The 19,284-nt window shown below is 40.8% G+C and carries 24 protein-coding genes; all 24 read right to left on the bottom strand.

Annotation, left to right across the window (positions count from 1 at the left end):
• Positions 1 to 193: 193 nt before the first annotated feature.
• Positions 194 to 1,090: a protein translocase subunit SecF gene (gene secF / locus KH364_RS04265; RefSeq protein ID WP_273298734.1), complete on the bottom strand. Its 897-nt coding sequence runs from the start codon at positions 1,088 to 1,090 to the stop codon at positions 194 to 196.
• Entirely contained in the window at positions 1,087 to 2,361 is a 1,275-nt protein-coding gene (gene secD / locus KH364_RS04270) for a protein translocase subunit SecD (protein ID WP_273298735.1), read from the bottom strand. The genes secF and secD overlap by 4 nt, the downstream gene beginning before the upstream one ends.
• Positions 2,362 to 2,379: 18 nt before the next feature.
• On the bottom strand, positions 2,380 to 2,946 hold the full coding sequence (locus KH364_RS04275; RefSeq protein WP_273298736.1) for a 5-formyltetrahydrofolate cyclo-ligase: 567 nt from the start codon (positions 2,944 to 2,946) through the stop codon (positions 2,380 to 2,382).
• Positions 2,946 to 3,236 carry a preprotein translocase subunit YajC gene (gene yajC, locus KH364_RS04280; RefSeq protein ID WP_009352666.1) on the bottom strand — a complete coding sequence of 97 codons (291 nt, stop codon included), beginning with the start codon at positions 3,234 to 3,236 and terminating at the stop codon, positions 2,946 to 2,948. The genes KH364_RS04275 and yajC overlap by 1 nt, the downstream gene beginning before the upstream one ends.
• A gap of 77 nt (positions 3,237 to 3,313) precedes the next feature.
• Positions 3,314 to 4,429 (bottom strand): tRNA guanosine(34) transglycosylase Tgt, encoded by a 1,116-nt coding sequence (tgt, locus tag KH364_RS04285; RefSeq protein ID WP_273298737.1) that lies wholly within the window; start codon positions 4,427 to 4,429, stop codon positions 3,314 to 3,316.
• A gap of 8 nt (positions 4,430 to 4,437) precedes the next feature.
• Positions 4,438 to 5,463: a tRNA preQ1(34) S-adenosylmethionine ribosyltransferase-isomerase QueA gene (queA, locus tag KH364_RS04290; protein WP_273298738.1), complete on the bottom strand. Its 1,026-nt coding sequence runs from the start codon at positions 5,461 to 5,463 to the stop codon at positions 4,438 to 4,440.
• Between the two features lie 11 nt (positions 5,464 to 5,474).
• Positions 5,475 to 7,190 (bottom strand): SpoIID/LytB domain-containing protein, encoded by a 1,716-nt coding sequence (locus KH364_RS04295; protein ID WP_273298739.1) that lies wholly within the window; start codon positions 7,188 to 7,190, stop codon positions 5,475 to 5,477.
• A 2-nt stretch (positions 7,191 to 7,192) separates the two neighbouring features.
• Positions 7,193 to 8,197 (bottom strand): Holliday junction branch migration DNA helicase RuvB, encoded by a 1,005-nt coding sequence (ruvB, locus tag KH364_RS04300; protein WP_273298740.1) that lies wholly within the window; start codon positions 8,195 to 8,197, stop codon positions 7,193 to 7,195.
• Between the two features lie 2 nt (positions 8,198 to 8,199).
• The gene (gene ruvA, locus KH364_RS04305) at positions 8,200 to 8,808 is read right to left on the bottom strand and encodes a Holliday junction branch migration protein RuvA (RefSeq protein ID WP_273298741.1); all 609 of its coding nucleotides are present in this window, start codon (positions 8,806 to 8,808) and stop codon (positions 8,200 to 8,202) included.
• Positions 8,808 to 9,302 (bottom strand): crossover junction endodeoxyribonuclease RuvC, encoded by a 495-nt coding sequence (ruvC, locus tag KH364_RS04310; RefSeq protein ID WP_273298742.1) that lies wholly within the window; start codon positions 9,300 to 9,302, stop codon positions 8,808 to 8,810. Before ruvC ends, ruvA begins: the two co-directional genes overlap by 1 nt.
• 209 nt (positions 9,303 to 9,511) lie before the next feature.
• Entirely contained in the window at positions 9,512 to 10,246 is a 735-nt protein-coding gene (locus KH364_RS04315) for a YebC/PmpR family DNA-binding transcriptional regulator (RefSeq protein WP_265137561.1), read from the bottom strand.
• Between the two features lie 10 nt (positions 10,247 to 10,256).
• Positions 10,257 to 10,829 carry an RNA methyltransferase gene (locus KH364_RS04320; protein WP_273298743.1) on the bottom strand — a complete coding sequence of 191 codons (573 nt, stop codon included), beginning with the start codon at positions 10,827 to 10,829 and terminating at the stop codon, positions 10,257 to 10,259.
• A 151-nt stretch (positions 10,830 to 10,980) separates the two neighbouring features.
• Positions 10,981 to 12,267: a glutathionylspermidine synthase family protein gene (locus KH364_RS04325; RefSeq protein WP_273298744.1), complete on the bottom strand. Its 1,287-nt coding sequence runs from the start codon at positions 12,265 to 12,267 to the stop codon at positions 10,981 to 10,983.
• Between the two features lie 14 nt (positions 12,268 to 12,281).
• Entirely contained in the window at positions 12,282 to 12,842 is a 561-nt protein-coding gene (locus KH364_RS04330) for a hypothetical protein (RefSeq protein ID WP_009352621.1), read from the bottom strand.
• A gap of 11 nt (positions 12,843 to 12,853) precedes the next feature.
• The gene (locus KH364_RS04335; RefSeq protein ID WP_054748465.1) at positions 12,854 to 13,285 is read right to left on the bottom strand and encodes a DUF350 domain-containing protein; all 432 of its coding nucleotides are present in this window, start codon (positions 13,283 to 13,285) and stop codon (positions 12,854 to 12,856) included.
• 36 nt (positions 13,286 to 13,321) lie between these two features.
• Positions 13,322 to 14,389: a hypothetical protein gene (locus KH364_RS04340; RefSeq protein ID WP_273298745.1), complete on the bottom strand. Its 1,068-nt coding sequence runs from the start codon at positions 14,387 to 14,389 to the stop codon at positions 13,322 to 13,324.
• 75 nt (positions 14,390 to 14,464) lie between these two features.
• Complete coding sequence (locus KH364_RS04345) at positions 14,465 to 15,118, bottom strand: NAD(P)H-binding protein (RefSeq protein WP_273298746.1); 654 nt, start codon at positions 15,116 to 15,118, stop codon at positions 14,465 to 14,467.
• Positions 15,115 to 15,945, bottom strand: coding sequence for a tRNA (guanosine(37)-N1)-methyltransferase TrmD (gene trmD, locus KH364_RS04350; protein WP_273298747.1), 831 nt, complete (start codon positions 15,943 to 15,945; stop codon positions 15,115 to 15,117). The genes KH364_RS04345 and trmD overlap by 4 nt, the downstream gene beginning before the upstream one ends.
• A gap of 119 nt (positions 15,946 to 16,064) precedes the next feature.
• Positions 16,065 to 16,562, bottom strand: coding sequence for a ribosome maturation factor RimM (gene rimM, locus KH364_RS04355; RefSeq protein ID WP_005387340.1), 498 nt, complete (start codon positions 16,560 to 16,562; stop codon positions 16,065 to 16,067).
• The gene (locus tag KH364_RS04360) at positions 16,562 to 16,969 is read right to left on the bottom strand and encodes a YlqD family protein (RefSeq protein WP_005387339.1); all 408 of its coding nucleotides are present in this window, start codon (positions 16,967 to 16,969) and stop codon (positions 16,562 to 16,564) included. Before KH364_RS04360 ends, rimM begins: the two co-directional genes overlap by 1 nt.
• A gap of 14 nt (positions 16,970 to 16,983) precedes the next feature.
• Positions 16,984 to 17,211 (bottom strand): KH domain-containing protein, encoded by a 228-nt coding sequence (locus KH364_RS04365; protein WP_009352618.1) that lies wholly within the window; start codon positions 17,209 to 17,211, stop codon positions 16,984 to 16,986.
• A 21-nt stretch (positions 17,212 to 17,232) separates the two neighbouring features.
• Positions 17,233 to 17,496 (bottom strand): 30S ribosomal protein S16, encoded by a 264-nt coding sequence (rpsP, locus tag KH364_RS04370; protein WP_004695565.1) that lies wholly within the window; start codon positions 17,494 to 17,496, stop codon positions 17,233 to 17,235.
• 59 nt (positions 17,497 to 17,555) lie between these two features.
• Positions 17,556 to 18,908 (bottom strand): signal recognition particle protein, encoded by a 1,353-nt coding sequence (ffh, locus tag KH364_RS04375; protein WP_105081321.1) that lies wholly within the window; start codon positions 18,906 to 18,908, stop codon positions 17,556 to 17,558.
• Positions 18,898 to 19,233 carry a YlxM family DNA-binding protein gene (gene ylxM, locus KH364_RS04380; protein WP_005387334.1) on the bottom strand — a complete coding sequence of 112 codons (336 nt, stop codon included), beginning with the start codon at positions 19,231 to 19,233 and terminating at the stop codon, positions 18,898 to 18,900. Before ylxM ends, ffh begins: the two co-directional genes overlap by 11 nt.
• Between the last annotated feature and the right edge of the window lie 51 nt (positions 19,234 to 19,284).

Genomic DNA, 19,284 nt, shown 5'->3' on the forward strand with positions numbered 1-19,284 from the left:
AACTTCATTCTATCACTAGGAGGTTCTTTCCTTTTCTCTAAGAATTTTTACCGACCCCCAGTTTAACTGGGGGTTTAGTCATGCCTATTCGGCGTACAATAAAAAAACCTCTCTAGACTGTATCCTAGAGAGGTTCAGTACTTTCACCATTATTATAGTAAAAGCAGTTCATATATTATTGTTGTTTGATATATTATTGTTGATTACGTACGTCGTTTTTGTTACGGCTCTTCCAGATAGCCCATAAGGATGTCGCTACGCAGATAGAGGAGTACGCACCACTAGCAAAGCCGATGATCATACAAAGCGCAAAGTTCTTCGTTGTATCCCCACCAAATACATAAAGAGATACGCAGGCAAACATAACAGTTGCCAATGTATAGAAACTACGATGAATACTTTGTGTAACAGAAGCGTTTGCAAGGTCTGCAAATGTATCAGAACGTTTATGCGTATGTGTATTTTCACGAACGCGGTCGAAGATAACTACAGACTCATTCATGGAATAACCTACAACCGTAAGTACAGCTGCCAAGAAAGATGCATCAATTTCCAATTGGAAATAAGAGAATACACCAAGTACCATAATCAAGTCATGGAAAATCGCAATCAACGCAGAGATAGCTACTTTATATTCAAATCGATAAGAAATATAAAGCGCTAACGCCAAGAATGCAATGAGAAGGTTTGTTAACGCGTGTTCTGTTACTTCAGAACCGATAACAGCACCTACTGTTTCAATACGCTTAACAGTATTTTGACCAACGTTTTTAGTCAAAGACTCAACAACGGCAGCGCTTTCACTAGATTCAAGGTTACGAGTACGGATCATTACATCTTTACCAGATGTATCGCCTGTAGTATCACCAGAAAGCTGAATTTGTGCGTTTTCAAGATTGTATTCTTTCAAAACATCACGAACTTGGCTAACCTCTACAGGTTGTTCAAATACTACTTCAACAATCGTACCACCTGTGTAGTCGATACCAAAGTTAAAACCTTTCATGAATATCGATATTAAGCTAATGATTACAAGGATGGAGGAAATAGCAAACCACCAACGATGATGTTTAACTACGTTTAATGTCATTTGCGTTTACCTCCTTTCGATACTTTTGGTGCAAATGCGTCAGCACTTGTGCTTGGAGAAATATTCGCACCAAACCAGAATGGATGGTTTGTAAAATTACATTCAATTAACATGCGCAATAAGAAACGGCTTACGATAATTGCTGTAAACATACTTACTACTACGCCCACACCTAAGCTGATAGCGAAGCCTTTTACTGGACCAGAACCTAAGATTGTCAAGATACCAGCCGTAATAATAACGGATACGTTCGCATCTGTAATTGTTGCTAAAGCACGACTAAAACCAGCTTCCATTGCTACACGCATGGATTTACCAGAGAATACCTCTTCTTTGAAACGTTCAAAGATAAGGATGTTCGCATCTACCGCCACCCCCATGGACAAGATAATACCTGCGATACCAGGTAACGTCATTGTAGCACTAAAACCTTTACCTAATACTAGGAGTAAAAGCATTACATATACAAGCAATGCAATATTAGCTACGATACCGGATAAGCGATATAAAATAACCAAGAAAATCATGATCATCGCAATACCAGCACTGAAAGCTACTATGGATTTGTCTTTGGAGTCTTGCCCCAGAGAAGGACCTACTGTACGCACCTCTAATACATTAATTTTAACAGGCAATGCACCAGAACGTAATAAGATAGCTAAATCTTTAGCTTCTTCTAAGCTTTGGCTACCAGAGATAGTTGCTTTACCACCTGTAATCGCTTGTTGTACTACAGGATTAGTCAATTCTTGACCGTCTAATGTAATCGCAATGCGACGGCCGATATTTTTAGAAGTCAAGTCAGCAAACTTTTTAGCCCCTTCATCACTTAACTCAATGGCAACAAGTGGTTGTTTGTTTTGACCTAATTCTTCTTTCGCATCTTTTAAGTCATCGCCAGTCATAACAGTTTGGCCTTGGTCATTTTTAAATTCCAACACCGCTGTTTTACCGATACGTTTAATCGCTTCGTCAGGATCTTTTACACCTGGCAATTCGATGATAATACGACGAGCACCTTCACGTTGTACTAATGGTTCAGATAAACCCATTTCATTAATACGACGCTCTAAGATTTGCTTTGCCCGTTCAACTGCATCATTGTCAGCTTTACCAGTTGCAGAATCTTCTGCTTCCAATACGATATGCGTACCACCTTGCAAATCAAGGCCTTGTTTCAAAGAACCCGCTAAAGGTTCAATACAATACGCAAAAGTACCAATGATGACAGCAACGACTACTAAAAACTTGATAATAGCTTTACCGTTCAAAATAGTTGCTCCCTTCTACTATACACAATGTATAACGCCCTGCTCTGTCACAATTTTGCTCATCCGTTGGTCCAATGCATCCATAGGAATTGGTGTATCCCACAATTGTACTGACCAACATACGCCCATAAATGTACTTGGTGAAAGTTCCTTGAGAAATCGATCATAATACCCATTCCCCATCCCCATGCGACCACCTTGACGGTCAAAGCCAGCACCAGGCACTAAAATCAAATCCAAGTCATGTGGATTAATAACCTCGTATGGCTCAGAGGGAATGCGTATATTTAACACACCCCGAGTGATAGATTCTAGAGACTTGAGACGAACTGCAATCATAGTCGTCTTATCAGTACATACTGGAACGTATACAGATTTACCATGTTCTAAAGCATGACGAATCACATCGTCTAAATTGGCCTCTTTGGGCATCGCCAAATAGGCCATAATGGCATTTGCTGATATATATTCAGGACAATTGACAATCTGCTCCGTCAATAGAGTCGTCCACGTATTACAATCAGCAACGGATAAAGCAGCGCGCTGGGACTTGCACGCCCGTCGCACTGCTTCCTTTGTATTCATTATTTTTCTTCCTTGTTTTTCTTGGAAAGCACGTTAGCCACAGCAGTACGAGCAAATGTTAACTCAACTTTTTCAGATACTTGAACTTTTACTTTTTCATCATCAAGTTCTACGATCTCGCCATAAATACCGCCAATAGTAACGATTTTTTGGCCTTTTTTCAAGCTGCCTAACAAATTAGCACGTTCTTTTTGTTGTTTCTTTTGTGGACGCCACAACAAGAAGTAAAAAATTACTACCATTAACAAAATAGGCCAGCTAGTTTGCAACACTTGTAAAATATCTTCCATTTTATCCTCCTAGTTTAATAAATATGTATTTCTTTTCTAGTATAGCCACCTAATATAGATTTGACTAGACTTAATTACTATTTTTTGAAGCTATCCCAAAATTGCATTCTAAATTGAGGGAATCGATCTTCCAAAATGGCTTGTCGCATTTGACGCATAAACTCTAATAAGAAGTAAAGATTATGATACGTTACGAGACGCAATGCTAATATTTCTTCCGCCTTATACAAATGACGAATGTAAGCGCGAGAATAATTTTTACATGTATAGCATTGGCAGCCTTCTTCCAAAGGACCCCAATCATGAGCAAACTGCGCATTTCGAATATTAAGACGACCACTCCAAGTCATAGCCATACCATTTCGAGCAACACGAGTTGGATAGACGCAGTCGAACATGTCTATACCACGTGCCACGCCTTCTACTAGACAGTCTGCAGTACCAACGCCCATCAAATAGCGTGCTTTATTTGTTGGCAATAGTGGTGTAGTATACTCAAGAATTTCATTCATCAAATCATGCGGTTCACCTACAGACAAACCACCGATACTATAACCTTCAAAGTCCATAGCTACTAGCTCTTCCGCACTTTGTTTACGCAAGTCTTTGTACATGCCGCCTTGCACGATACCAAACATACCTTGACGGTCATGAGCCTTACGAGCCTCTTGGCAACGATGAGCCCAACGTGTGGTACGCGCCGTAGAGCGCTTCGCATAATCGTGATCTGCAGGATATGGAATACATTCATCAAAGGCCATCGCAATATCAGAACCTAATTGTTCTTGTACCTTTGTAGCCACCTCTGGAGATAGGAACTGTTTAGAACCATCGATATGAGATCTAAAGGTTACACCCTCCTCAGTGATTTTACGCATATCACCTAAACTGAAAACTTGGAACCCACCGCTATCAGTCAATATGGCTTGATCCCAGTTCATAAATTTATGTAAGCCACCAGCTTCTTCTACTAGTTCAGGACCAGGACGAAGGAATAAATGGTATGTATTACTCAAAATAACTTGAGACCCCATCGCCTTTAATTCCTCTGGCGTCATAGTTTTAACTGTAGCTTGTGTACCTACAGGCATAAACATAGGTGTTTGGAAGGTGCCATGTGGCGTATGCAGTAAACCTGCCCGTGCCCCCGTATGAGGACATGTTTTTTGTAATTCATAAGTAATACTCGCCATGGTCCCTCCTAACGAATAAACATAGCATCGCCAAAGCTAAAGAAGCGATACCGCTCTTTTACAGCCTCTTCATAGGCCGCTAAACAATGTTCTCGACCAGCCAATGCGCTAATTAACATTAATAATGTAGATTGAGGCAAGTGGAAATTCGTTACCAATGCATCAATCATTTTAAATTTGTAGCCAGGATAGATAAAGATTTGTGTGGTCCCGCTAAGCCCTTGCAGTATCCCTTCATCATTAGTAGCAGATTCAAGAGTACGTACCGATGTAGTACCCACTGCAATAATGCGAGAGCCTTTTTGTTTAGCTGCATTAATACGGTCAGCTGTATCTTGTGACACTACGAAGAACTCACTATGCATTTCATGATCCTCAATAGTCTCTGCCGATACAGGCCTAAAGGTACCTAATCCAACATGCAAGGTTACAAACTCAAGCTCTACGCCTTTAGCTTTTATTTTTTCTAAAAGCTCAGGTGTAAAGTGTAAACCCGCAGTTGGAGCCGCAGCAGAACCTTTCTCCTTAGCATATACCGTTTGATAACGATCTTTATCTTCTAACTTTTCATGAATATATGGAGGTAATGGCATTTCACCAATTTCTTGTATCACATCATCAAATACACCATTGCAAGTGAACTCAATGATACGGCCTCCAAATTCAGTCTTATCTATTACAGTCCCACTTAAGCGGTCATCAAACTCTATGACTTGACCAACAGGACATTTTTTACCAGGTTTAACAAGGCATTCCCAGCGGTTTTCACCACACGGTGTTAGGAGTAATACCTCAACCTTGCCACCAGAGCCTTGACGATGGCCATATAATCTCGCAGGGATAACCTTCGTATTATTAAATACGAGTACATCGCCTTCGTGGAGTTCTTCTAGCAAATCGTAAAAATGCTCTTTATGCACAACTTCACCCGTTACTTTGTCCAAGGTTAAGAGTCGCGCTGTATCACGAGGCTCTACAGGGTGCTGAGCAATCAGTTCCTCTGGCAATTCATAATCAAAATCTGTAACTTTCATCGCAATCCTTATTAGTACATTTTCTTCAATGTAATGCCACTATAGTAGTGACGCAAAATAGTTTGGTAATAATTAGCATCCCCTGGAGTAGCGCGCTTAGCCATTTCCGCAGCGCCCCATTGAGACATACCAAGACCATGTCCCCAACCGTGGCCTTTAATATAGACAGTATCATTATTGCCCGTAAAGTTATGATATGCCTTACCCGTACCTTTAGCAGGGTTGTGATTTACATAGAAATCAAATAGTGTAGATTTTAAACCTAAAATACTACGCAAGGAATCGCCATCTACTGTCGTCTTTCCAGAGGTGCCTATGAAAGTAGCACTCTTAATACGTCCAGACACGCCTCTGTCAGATGTTTGTTGACCAGGATTGCCAAGAGGAGTCAATTGAATACTCTTCAATTTGCCGACACCTTTACTTGCTGCATTGAGCTTACTTTCAAGAGCTTGACGAGATGTAGTAACGGTCCAGTTTGATGTAGATGTGCCAGTACTATAGTCTTTTACACCTTTCAAATATGGAATGTCATTCCCCCAAACATTGACACTATCCTCTGTATAACCGCCACCATCGGAGTGGAATAAAGCATTGATAGGACGTTGGTTATACAGCATAACTACGCCTTTAGTTTTATTTACTGCATTTGTTGTCGCTTGGTCCTCACCACTCACACCACTATATACTTGGTGATCCGTGGAATTGCTCACATCATACAATTTACCTTTATTTTGTTCCATCGTATGAAGAGCATAGGTACGAGCTGCTACAGCTTGAGCCTCTAAAGCAGCTGCTGGCCAAGATGGTACTACCTCTTGTGGCACAACCCCATAGAGATAATCCTCAAGAGGAACAGAGTTAATCACCATCATTGTACCGTTATTAGCGCGTAATGTAAGTCCACCGCGGTACCCTTTGCCTTCAAACAAGAATGGTGCATCACTATTAGTCGGTTTCAATGTAACTACTGTATCAATAGCCTTACCATTGACAGCTATTTTACCACCTCGAACACCAATTGACGTACCACGATTAGCACTTATCGTACTAACTTGACCATTACCACTGTTCAACACAACCATATTTGCTGTAGATGTAACAGTAGCATCAGAACTACGACTACCTAATAGAACACGTACATTCGGCACATGTTCGATTCGCTCTGTAGCAGGTGTCATCACAGAACCTACTTTATTACGAGTAATCACAGCTGTATTAGCTTTAATACTATCCGCTTCCGTTGTTTTGACTACCTTAGGAGTAGTTTGTTTTGAAGCAGCTGGCTTTTGAGCTATTGGCTTAGCGCCCGCAGCTACAGGTTTAGCAACTGGCTTCGGAGCAGTACCTGCAGGTTTTGTAGCTGTTGATTTAGCAGTGCTAACTGTTTTAACAGTCGTTGCAGGCTTTGCTGCAGTACTAGGCTTTGCCGCATTCACCGGCTTAGCACTAGGTTTTGCTACAGTAGGTGTAGCAGTAGACTTAGAAGTCGTTTTCGCTACAGGCTTTGCAACGGGTTTCGTTACAAGAGGACGAAAACTAGATTTCTTCGTCGTATTTACTTTCGATACATTTGTACTAGATACTGTTGATTTTGGTGTAGGCTTTTTCGCGACTACTACATTTTTATTCTGCAATGTAGCCCCCTGTGCTACAGAAGCGCCACCAATATTTACACCTAAAAACAACGTTGCCATTATCATCAATTGTAATCGTTTCGTTTTCATTGTCATTTCCCTGTCTGTGAAATACCTAAATGCTCATAGGCAAGTTTAGTAGCCACCCTCCCACGTGGTGTGCGTCCTAAAAATCCTAATTGCATCAAATATGGTTCATACACATCTTCGATGGTATCTCTCTCTTCGCTGATAGCCGCCGCAATAGTATCAATACCTACTGGACCACCATCATAGTTTCCAATAATACACTCCAACACACGTCGATCTATTCGATCAAGTCCTTCTTTATCTATGTATAAACGTTGTAACGCTTCATCTGCAATTTCCTGAGTGATAACCCCATCACCAATAACTTGTGCAAAATCACGTACCCGCTTAAGTAGACGATTTGCGATACGCGGTGTTCCCCTTGAACGACGCGCTATTTCGCTAGCCCCAGTTGGCTCAATCCCAATATTGAGTATTTCTGCGGCCCGAGTCACAATAAACTCTAATTCCGGTTGTTTATAATATTCCAACCGATTAATAATACCAAAGCGGTCCCGCAACGGTGCCGCTAAAGCCCCGGCTCGTGTAGTGGCACCGACCAACGTAAACTTTGGCAAGTCAATGCGTACCGTTCGAGCACTTGGGCCCTTACCGATGATAATATCGATAGCATAGTCCTCCATAGCAGAGTACAATACTTCCTCTACGCTACGAGACAAGCGATGAATTTCATCGATAAATAATACATCATGATCATCTAAATTCGTTAAAATCGCAGCCAAGTCACCAGATTTTTCAATGGCAGGACCAGAGGTTATGCGAAAGTTAACACCCAATTCGTTCGCAATTATACCTGCTAATGTAGTCTTACCAAGACCTGGTGGACCATAAAGCAAAACGTGATCCAATGCTTCACCACGTTGCTTAGCCGCCTGAATATACACATTCAGATTTCCTTTGGCTTCTTCTTGACCTACGTATTCATTAAAGTATTTAGGACGTAGACTATATTGCCATATATCTTCTTCGTGCTCGCCATTTCCGACAAGGCGTACTTCTTCGTTCATCCTTATCGTCCTTTCCCAAGCTCAATCAAGCTGACCTTAATCAACTCAGATACATCGCGTTTACCATCATCTAAAGACTCCACAATATCGGCCACATCTCGCTCGGAATATCCTAATGATACAAGAGCTTCAATAGCCTCTCCTGTAGCTCCACTTGCAGTAACGCCAATTGGCTGAATCACCGCCGGTGACTCCATAGAGATAGTTGTCATTTTAGCTAACTTATCCTTTAATTCAAGAACAAGTCGCTCTGCAGACTTCTTGCCAATGCCAGGCAATTTAGTTAGTTGCTGAACTTGGCCATTGATGACTGCTAGTTTGAAAGCCTCCGGTGTCATGCCAGACAAAATACCTAACCCCACCTTAGGCCCTATACCGGAAACAGAAATGAGTAGAATAAATAGCTCATATTCCTCTTCCGTCCAAAAGCCATAGAGTTGCATCGCATCTTCACGCACATTGAGATACGTAAATAACGTTGCCTCATGGCCTTCAATCAGTTGTTGACGCGTAGTGGTCGGCACATATACGCGATACCCTACGCCATGTACATCTACGTAGCAAGACTCTTTAAAGAGATGTGTTACGATGCCCCGTACATACCCTATCATTATACCAACCTCTTCAATCTATCGTGGTGAGAACTATGAGCCGTACAGATAGCGACAGCTAATGCATCTGCTGTATCATCGGGCTTAATTTTCTCACGAATCCCCAAAATATTCATCGTCATATAAATAACCTGATTCTTATCAGCCTTGCCATAACCTGTGACAGCTTGCTTGATTTGCAGCGGCGTATATTCATAGATTGGAATCCGTTGTTGCTCGGCAGCCAATAAAATGATGCCTCGTGCTTGACCAACTTTAATAGCCGTCGTTACATTTCGGTTAAAAAATAATTCTTCTACACCGAACTTATCTGGCTTATATTCCTCTAGAATATCACTGAGGTCATTAAATAAAATTTCCAACCGCTGTGAATCAGTTAATTCCTTAGGAGTTGTAATAGCCCCATAGGCTACCGGTGTTAGTTTACTGCCCTTCACGTCAATAATGCCATAACCGCATATCGCCGTGCCTGGGTCAATTCCTATAATTCGCACCCCAACCCCCTTAGTCTAAAAATGAGATAAGCTATCGCCTACCTCCATTACATAATCTATTTCATTATAGCACAATACCACATCGAAATTCATGAATTCCTGCATAAAATTTTATAAGAAGTCTATTAGTTTTATTAACTTTTACAAAAAATTCTAACATCATCTAGCAATAGGAAAGGAGCACCCCTCGTGTGGAGTGCTCCTTTTTATTATTCTTCGTCGTCTGGCAAGATACCATTGTGATATACGTTTTGTACATCATCAAGATCATCCAATACATCGAGCATTTTTTGCATTTTAACAGCATCATCACCTGATAACTCAATTGTAGTATCAGGGATCATTGTAATTTTTGCAACTACGGTTTCGATGCCCGCATCAGCAAGAGCTGCTTCTACCGCATCATAATCTTCTGGAGTTGTATAAATTTCAAATACATCATCTTCGGATTTAAGGTCTTCTGCACCAGCTTCAAGAGCTAACATAGTCAATTCATCTTCATCATGACCTTCTTTATCGATAACGAATACACCTTTAGATTTAAACATCCAACCTACACAACCGCTTTCACCAAGATTACCACCTTGTTTAGAGAACGCATGACGTACATCTGCCGCCGCACGGTTACGATTATCCGTCATAACCTCAACAGTAACAGCAACACCAGCCGGACCATAACCTTCATATACGATTTCTTCATATGCGTTCATATCCGTAGCACCAACGCCTTTATCGATGGCACGTTGAATATTGTCCTTAGGAATATTGTTTTCACGAGCTTTTTGTAAAGCCAATTTTAAACGCATATTACCTGTTGGATCGGCACCACCCATACGCGCCGCAACGGTAATTTCACGACCGATTTTCGTAGCCATTTTAGCTTTTAACGCATCTGTTTTACCTTTTTTATGTTTAATATTTGCCCATTTAGAATGTCCTGACATAGACGCCTCCCTATTTATTCCACCATGCCTCGCCCCGCAATCGATCAAGGATAATCGATACAGCACTGCGCACAGATAAGTGATTGTATTCACCGTGACCATATATGGGTTCTAAAATATAGTCAAAGCTTTCCATCGTTTCTTTTGTCATACCATAACCGGTACCAAATAATACTAACACAGGGCGCGTCTCATTTTCAAGGTGTTCACGCATCCGTACATAGGAAATTGTATTATCGTAAGTTCTAGCATCGGTAGTTGCTACGATAGGTTTTACCGCTTCCAGTTCCTCGATAGTACGCATCGCAACAGCGATAGAATTAACGAGTTCAACGCCTGTGAAAGCATCTTTTCTGTCCGGATTATAGGTACTACCAAAGCCTGACTTCCAATGCTCCATAATGGTAGCTGCTAATTCTCGTTGAGCCGGTATATTATGAATCACAAAATATTTAGATACATCATAGGTGATAGATGCGCGTGCAATGTCGTGAATATCATAATTGGTAATGGCCGTCGTAATGACCTCTTTATGTTTGTTCATAATCGGATAATGAACGAGCCCAATATATAAATTTGCCAATGCCTTATATCTCCTATAACCTAACAACAAAGATAAACAATATAATAGAAATACCAGCCTTACAACAAATAGAAACTATAGTAATACTAGCCTAATAACTTTATGCTCCTAACCCTATAATTTATGTACCATTAATTAACCTACATAGTTTTTAATCAATAACCAAAGGTAAAAAATAGGCTTCTGTACCAGCAATTTCTTCAGGAGAGAAACGGGCTCCTACAGCAGAGGCTTGGTCCCCAAGCATAAAACAAGACAGCGTCAAGCACCCTTCTTTTGTACCACTATCTACGGTGTGAATAAAACGTTTTTGCTTAATAAAATCTTGGTACATAACCTTCTTACTATCACGGCAAACAATGTCATCATAATTATCTACAAACTTTTCCATAAAGATCTTTGCTTGATCCCCATGTTTTTCTACGACTTGTATATTGCGTCCCTCACGACCCCAGATTTCCTTTTGAATATAGAGGCCCTCATCGAGGTTAGGAAAATCACTTTCAAAATAGGACGGAGTCAAATAACGTTCAATAATATCTCGCTCAGGACCTGTAAAAAATTGATTAGTTAAGTATAAGGCATACACCAAGGACATAAATGACTTATTTTGCAAAATGATCGCTTCTGGAGGATTAAATAAATTAAACCGTCCCTCATTATATAAATCTAAGAACATTTCACCTAACGGTTCTCCCGTTGCCGTCGTCTCATCGATTAACAATTCCATGGGATGCAAACGATATAGGTTTGATGCATGACTGCCATCGGGAAGTAAAATCCCTTCATCATCAATGACCATATCATAAAATGATAAAAACCGTACATCTGCCTCAGTACAAGCGGATTTCATCGTATTCATTAAAAACTTAGTAGTACCTAAATCTTCTAAATAATCATGAAAGCAAGCAAACACAAATGGATTCGCTTCACCATTCTTTACCGTATTATATTTACTATTTTCCTGAGAAGTGCGTTCATAAACACGTTTCAAAAAACGTTCTAGCTCATCCCTAGCCCCTTTATTTGGATGCTCTTTATTAAAATAACGGGCTCCTACCTCATTAGCATAATAACTTTCAATCAAAAAACAAGGGGTATCCGCATTAATTTCCACCATGCGCAATCGCCCCTGTGTATCGAGAACAAAATCAAAGCGAGACAGCCACGTAGGTAGGCCTAATGGATTTCCTCGGTGAAGATAAGGAATCAGATTTTCCGGCATATCCATATTGAGGGCGAACTCATCAGGTGCCTGCTGAAAGACCTTAGTAGCCTTATAAAATATTTGGAATAACATACGAGATGCATGTCGTATTTCATCGTAAAACTCAGCAGGAAAAGATTGTACTGAAAGCGTTGGATATCGGTCATCATATCCTTCATAATCTACAAAAGGCAGTATGTCCGTATCTAACTCATCAATATAGGATTGCATAGTACCGCCTCCCATCACGAGCCACCAGAGCGTGAACCAGCACTACCAAAGCCCGACTTTTGACCTATAGAAGAGGCCTTTTGACTTCTTCGCTTCTCATAGTCCTGATAAGTACGTCGCCCCAAAGAAGTACGCACATTTGAACCTGTTGCAGTATATACATAAGGTTCCTCATAGGGTTTTAATGGAGCCGCCACGCGATATGTCATAGTTCGTCCATCCATACGAGCTGTAGGTGGATTAAATCCATGGAAAATATAGTAGCCTGCTGCAATACTTGGCAAAAGACTGGCTAAACCAGCATCCCACACTAAACTGCCATCCTTTTCTCGGTGAAAGGTAACGGATCGGTCATCATCAAACAAAGCTGTTTCTTTACCATCGCCATGATTTAATAAAGAGTAGCGATTTCCTTGATTATCCTTTAATCGAACTTCCCCATCATTTGCTTCTGGGTAGATTTTATCACATACGGCATAAGCGATGTCATTCCAGTATGAAGACACACCAACGATGCCTGCCACAGCGGCAAAGGCACTCGTTATGTATATAGTTTTCTTACTTGGCTTATACATAGGACACTCCCTTAGTGCACAGCACCACTAACAACGAGAGCAAGACCTACAAAGATACCAAATACGAGAATACCAGCAGCTGTATTACCACGCATAATCTCTTCAGATAAATTATATTTACGATGCCATAAATTAATAAACATATAGCCTGTTACAAACAATACAATCCCTAAAATAGCATATATGATACTTGCTACTACACCGTGCAATAAAGAAGTATCTGCTGTAGTAACTACAGGAGACATGATAACAGCACGCAATATTTCACCAATACCGATAAAGGAACCTGCGGATAGCCATGCTACAGCACAGTTACCACGTTTGATTTCTTCACTAAATTTACCAGGTACAAAAAAATCAATAACCGTGTTGGCAGTTAACATTAAGAAAATTCCAAAACAAGCATAAAAAATCGTCAATAATACATCAGGAATAAAAATCATGATAAACCTCCTAATATTGTCCCGTTATATTCATAGTCAACGGTTAAACATATAAGCCTTATCGGCTTCATTAAGATTGTGTATATTAAGGAATTTCTCGCGCCCGCTACTATCCCGTTGGCGAACCATATAGGCATAGGAGTCAAGCACATGTGTCTTGCGCATTGTATTATTAATGAGCTCCTGTTCTTCTGGTGTCAACTTTCCTGGTTCACACACCTTAACGCGGGTTTGCCCATCTACGTTAGTGATAATATAGGCAGACTTAGCATCATAAAATACAATAACTTCACGACCTTCTGCTAAGCTCTCACCTTCATTTTTAATATCCCCGTTTAAAGAATCGATTAATTCTAATGCTGTACTAACAGGATCTAAACTAGAAGTATATTCATTATCCGAATCCGTCTTAGTATAATAGACGGATGTATCATGCATATGCTCCTTTGCAGTATAAGGGAAGCCAAAGGTACCACGTATACCATGCCAAGAAAAGTCAGAATCCCCACTAACAAGGAACATCCAAAATAATGCGCCGCAGCCAATGGCTATAGCAAATCCTTCGAGTCGTTTTTTCAAACGTTGATTACGTTTCTTTTTACGAACAGCGTTAGCTGCCGCATCATTACAGAGTTTAATATTCACCAACTGTACTCGAGAGCCTTCGGCAAACATTTTTTCCCCTTTGAACCAATTTTCTTCAAAGAATACGCTAGCGCCGCCTTCACAGGGCAATTGATATTCCTTATACCCAGCTCGATCACCTACGGACGCACCACTATCACCATCTACGGCTACAACCTTTTCCAAACCGATTTGATGTAATGTAAATCCTTTCGGCGCACGCTTACGATAGGATGTTCTAGATACAGTGCACCACTCATTATCATTGTACTCAATGGTAACCCATATTTTATCAGTTCCCTCGACAGCCTCTAGGCCATATTCATGCCAATAATCACCGGGAGACTTTTGCATAGATGGTTTAGCCTTATAGGCTTGTTCCTGATCAGCTTTTGGAATAATCTCATTATATTTAATTTTTTCAGTTATTATATAACGGCTGCCCTGAACCTCAAGGACATCGTAACAATTAAACTCCATAAACAACCTCGTTAGAGTAGCAATACCTATATACGCATCTAAACTACTCTCTCTCCTAAACGGGATTTAATGAAATTAAGCTTTAAAGTAGCCTGCACGTTCATGAATCGTTTCATTTTCAATAATAGAAATACCATATTGTTGCCCCATAGTAGCTGATACAAGCACCTTAGCTACATCAGCAGTTTTTACAGGCTCTTGACTCATTAATACACGTGCTTTATTAATGACCCCCAATACAGCACAGCTAATACGCTCTACCAATTCAGGTTCTTCTCGAATCAAGGTAGCTGGACGAACAATAACAATCGCTTCAAATGGAAGTTCTAAGATGACCTCTTCCAATTGTCCTTTCATGGACATATAAAAGAATTTCGATTTTGGATTCGCCCCTAAAGAGGAGACTAATCCATATTTTTTTACTCCATTTTGAGCTGCAATGCGAGCCATTTCGTACTGGTAGGTATAATCGACTGTCCATTGTGCTTCTTTAGAGCCTGCTTGTTTACGGTTTGTGCCCATAGCAGAGAATAAAATATCTCCTGTTACTAGGTGTGCCCATTCACGAGGTTCATCAAAATTAACGATATGAACGGTTACCTTTGGAGATGTATACGTAACTTGACGACGTACAAATACATGAATTTCTTGAATTTCATGATTGTCAATCAATGATTCTACAATATGGCGACCAACTGCACCAGTAGAACCTAATACTAAAGCTTTCATACTTCACCTGTATCTCTTTCAGACTCTTCAGCAATAATCTCTTTTAAAAGTTTAACTTCCTCTTTTGTTAATGGTCGTTCTAATAAATCGGGCCGCAACAATCGTGTCCGCTTTAAGGCTTCCTTTTTTCGCCACGTAGCAATGTTTTTATGATGACCGCTACGTAGTACATCAGGAACAACCCATCCTCTGAATTCTGGAGGCTTTGTATATTGAGGACATTCTAATAAAGGCTCATAAAAGGAATCCTCTTGGGCCCCACTAGCTGCACCTAATACACCGGGAATCATACGAGCCACTGTATCGGCTACAACCATAGCTGGCAATTCTCCACCAGTTAATACATAGTCCCCAATTGAAATAGTTTCATCTACTAAATGTTCCTCTACGCGATAATCGACGCCTTCATAATGACCACAAATGAGCACCAATTGATCGTACGTCGCTAGTTCCCGAGCCTTTTCTTGTGTAAAAGGTTGACCTGTAGGCCCCATAAAAATAACACGACGTCGTGTACTTTCATGAGAGTTACCAATGAGACTCATTTCATCACACAGCTCATCTGTTGTATAGGTATCATCCATAGCATTATCGTATTGGGCAATAACGGATTCTACAGCTTCAAAAATGGGAGGTGCCATCATGAGCATACCTGCACCGCCACCATACGGCGTATCATCTACTTGACCATGTTTATTATGACTAAAGTCCCGAGGGTTAGTTACGCCCATAGATAAGCGCTCCGCTTCGATAGCCCGTTTTATGATGGAATGACTAAAAAAAGCATCAAAAAACTCAGGAAATAAAGATACGATGTCGATACGCATAGACCGTCCTCTGTACTTATTAACTCACATAAACTCATTAGCATTATCTATATATAGCTATATTATATAACTTTTACCATAATATACCTATATGTAGATAAAAAAAACCGCCTAAAGGATTATATCCATTCAGGCGGATCTACGATCATCAATTTATTCTCCACATCGATGTCTTTAACGACCTCTTCAATGGCTGCAAATAATTGATCTGGTTCCCCATCTTTGGAAACCACATAGACATCATTAGCACCAGGTTGCAACACATCAGTAACCGTACCAAGCACGTTACCCTTAGTGTCTTGAACCTCAAGACCGATGATATCAAAAATGTAGTAGCGACCTTCTGGCAATTCTACCAAATCTTCACGACGGACTTGAATTGCTTTCTTACTGAATAATTCAGCCGTGTTACGGTCAGGAATTTCCTTAAAGGATGCTAGTACAAATTGCTTATGAAATCGTGCGGATGCAACGTGGTATTCTTTACCATCGATGTAACAGGCATCCATATGCATAAACCGTTCTGGAAAATCGGTTTGAGGCATAATACGAAGATCACCCCGCACGCCGTGCGGGGCGATGATAACACCTATTGTGATGAAATCGTTATGTTTCATTATTGACGAAACGCAACGATTTTACCGTCTTCTAATAGGATTTCAGCGCCCATCATGGCATCCAAATCATCCCCGATTTTAACGGTAACTGTTTGCTCTAAAGTACCTTGAGGAATTTCAGTTCCCAAAGCTAAACCTTGAGCGTCTTTCAATTTAGCTGTTACTTCTTCTTTGAAAGCCAAGCGTTTATTTTTTTCTTCGTCGATTTGTTGACGAATAGCAGTAAGACTTGTTGCATCAACTTTAGCTGCATCAGCCAAAATACGTTGGGCTTGAAACTCAATTGCTTCCAAATCTTTATTCACCATATCAAGGCGAGTTTCAAGATCAGATACAATTTTCGCTTTCAAGTCTTCTGTTACTTTTGCTTTTACTGCTACAGGGACACGTAATGTCATTTCTTCCATTGGAATACTCCCTTTTAGACAATATCAACAGATATCTTTTTGTTCTCTTTAATAGCCGCCGCTTTCACCACAGCGCGAATCGCCTTCGCAATTCGTCCTTGCTTTCCGATGACTTTGCCCATATCCTCTGGGGCTACGTGAAGTTCGTAAACCTCCATATTTCCCTTTTGGACCATGGTAACAGATACGGCATCAGGCTGCTTCACTAATGATTTCGCAATTAATGAAATTAATTCTATCATCACAGTATGCCTCTCTATTAATTACTTTTTAGCGTCCGCAAATTTTTGCATAACGCCTTGTTTTTTGAACAAGGAGCGAACAGTGTCAGTAGGCTGAGCACCTTTAGCTAACCAAGCCAAAGCTTTTTCTTCGTCTACATTAACGATAGCTGGTTGTTTAGTAGCATCATATTGACCAATAGTGTCAACAGGACGACCTTCACGTGGAGCACGTGCGTCAGCAACAACGATACGGTAGAAAGGAGCTTTTTTAGCACCTAAACGAGTCAAACGAATTTTTAACATGTGAAATTCACCTCCTTATACTGATGTGGGTGGACAGGTTCAGCGCCCCTGCCCATGTATTACATAAACGGTAATTTAGGCATTCCTGGGAAGCCGCCCTTACCGCCACGTAAACCTTGCATGCGCTTCATCATCTTCCGCGCTTCCTCAAATTGTTTCAACAAGCGATTTACATCTTGTACCTGAGTACCAGAACCTAATGCAATACGCTTGCGGCGAGAACCATTCAGAATATTTGGATTTTCTCGCTCTGCTGCCGTCATAGATGTAATGATGGCCTCAATGCGGCGCACCTCTTTACTGTTCAAATCAAGGTCTTTCAATTGATCCTTAATTTGTCCCATGCCTGGCAACATACCAATAATATTTTGTAATGGCCCTAACTTTCTCACCTGATTCATCTGTTTCAAGAAATCATCCAAGGTGAAATTGTTTTTCGCCATTTTCTTAGCCATTTCACGAGCTTCTTCTTCATCGATAGCGCCTTGAACATTTTCGATCAATGTTTTAAAGTCACCCAAGTCAAGAATACGAGAAGCCATGCGGTCTGGATAGAATACATCGAAACCATCCATTTTTTCGCTCACACCAGTGAACTTGATTGGCAAGCCTGTTACAGCTTTGATAGATAATGCAGCACCACCGCGCGCATCACCATCGAGTTTAGTAAGGATAACACCATCAACGCCTAATTTTTCATTAAACGTTTGTGCTGTTGTTACCGCATCTTGACCGATCATGGAGTCTACAACGAGTAGAATTTCATGAGGTCGAACAGCGGATTTAATATTGGATAACTCGTCCATGAGGACTTCGTCTATCGCCAAACGACCAGCTGTATCGATGATAACAACATCTTTCAACATATGCGTGCTTTGCTCTACAGCGCGACGCGCAATATCTACTGGATTAGCACCAGGTGTTTCATCAGCAAATACGGGAATATCGATTTGCTTACCTACAACTTGCAACTGTGTAATCGCGGCTGGACGATATACGTCGGCAGCTACGAGCATTGGGTGCTTACCTTGTTTGCGAAGGTATACTGCCAATTTACCAGCTGTTGTAGTCTTACCAGCACCTTGCAAACCAACAAGCATAATAATCGTTGGAGGCTTGCTAGAAATCATGATACGGCTTTGTGTGCCACCTAAGAGAGCGGTTAATTCGTCATTTACGATCTTAATAACCGTTTGCGCAGGGTTCAAAGAACCGAACACCTCTTCACCGAGGGCCTTTTCCTTGATGGACTTAACAAAGTCCTTTGCAACCATAAAGTTAACGTCCGCTTCTAAAAGTGCCGTACGTACTTGACGCAACGCAAGATTGACATCTTCTTCTGTAATTTTGCCCTTCCCTTTTAAGGATTGAAAGGCTTCTTGCAGTTTTTCTGACAAGCTATCAAATGCCATAATATCCCTCCATTTGCGCCAATACTTGTTGTACCTTACTTTCAGCTAACACCTCTTTAGGCAAGGTTTCTTTCAACTGTGAAAGCAGTCCTTCACGCTGTTCATATTGTGCTACCAAGTGTAATTTAGATTCGTAATCGTTTAAAATATGTCGAGCGCGCTGTAAATTATCGTGTACAGCCTGCCGTGATACACCTAATTCCTCAGCAATCTCGCCAAGGGACATATCGTCTTCGTGGTGAAGTTGTAAGGACATGCGTTGCTTGTCCGTCAATAATGGCCCATAGAAATCTAAGAGCAAACTTATAAGTACTCGTTCTTCCATTTCGCCACCTCCATCACTGTCAAGTCATATTACTTTACATATACTACAGCA

This window comes from Veillonella sp. oral taxon 158 (assembly GCF_018376515.1).
GTDB lineage: Bacteria > Bacillota > Negativicutes > Veillonellales > Veillonellaceae > Veillonella > Veillonella rogosae.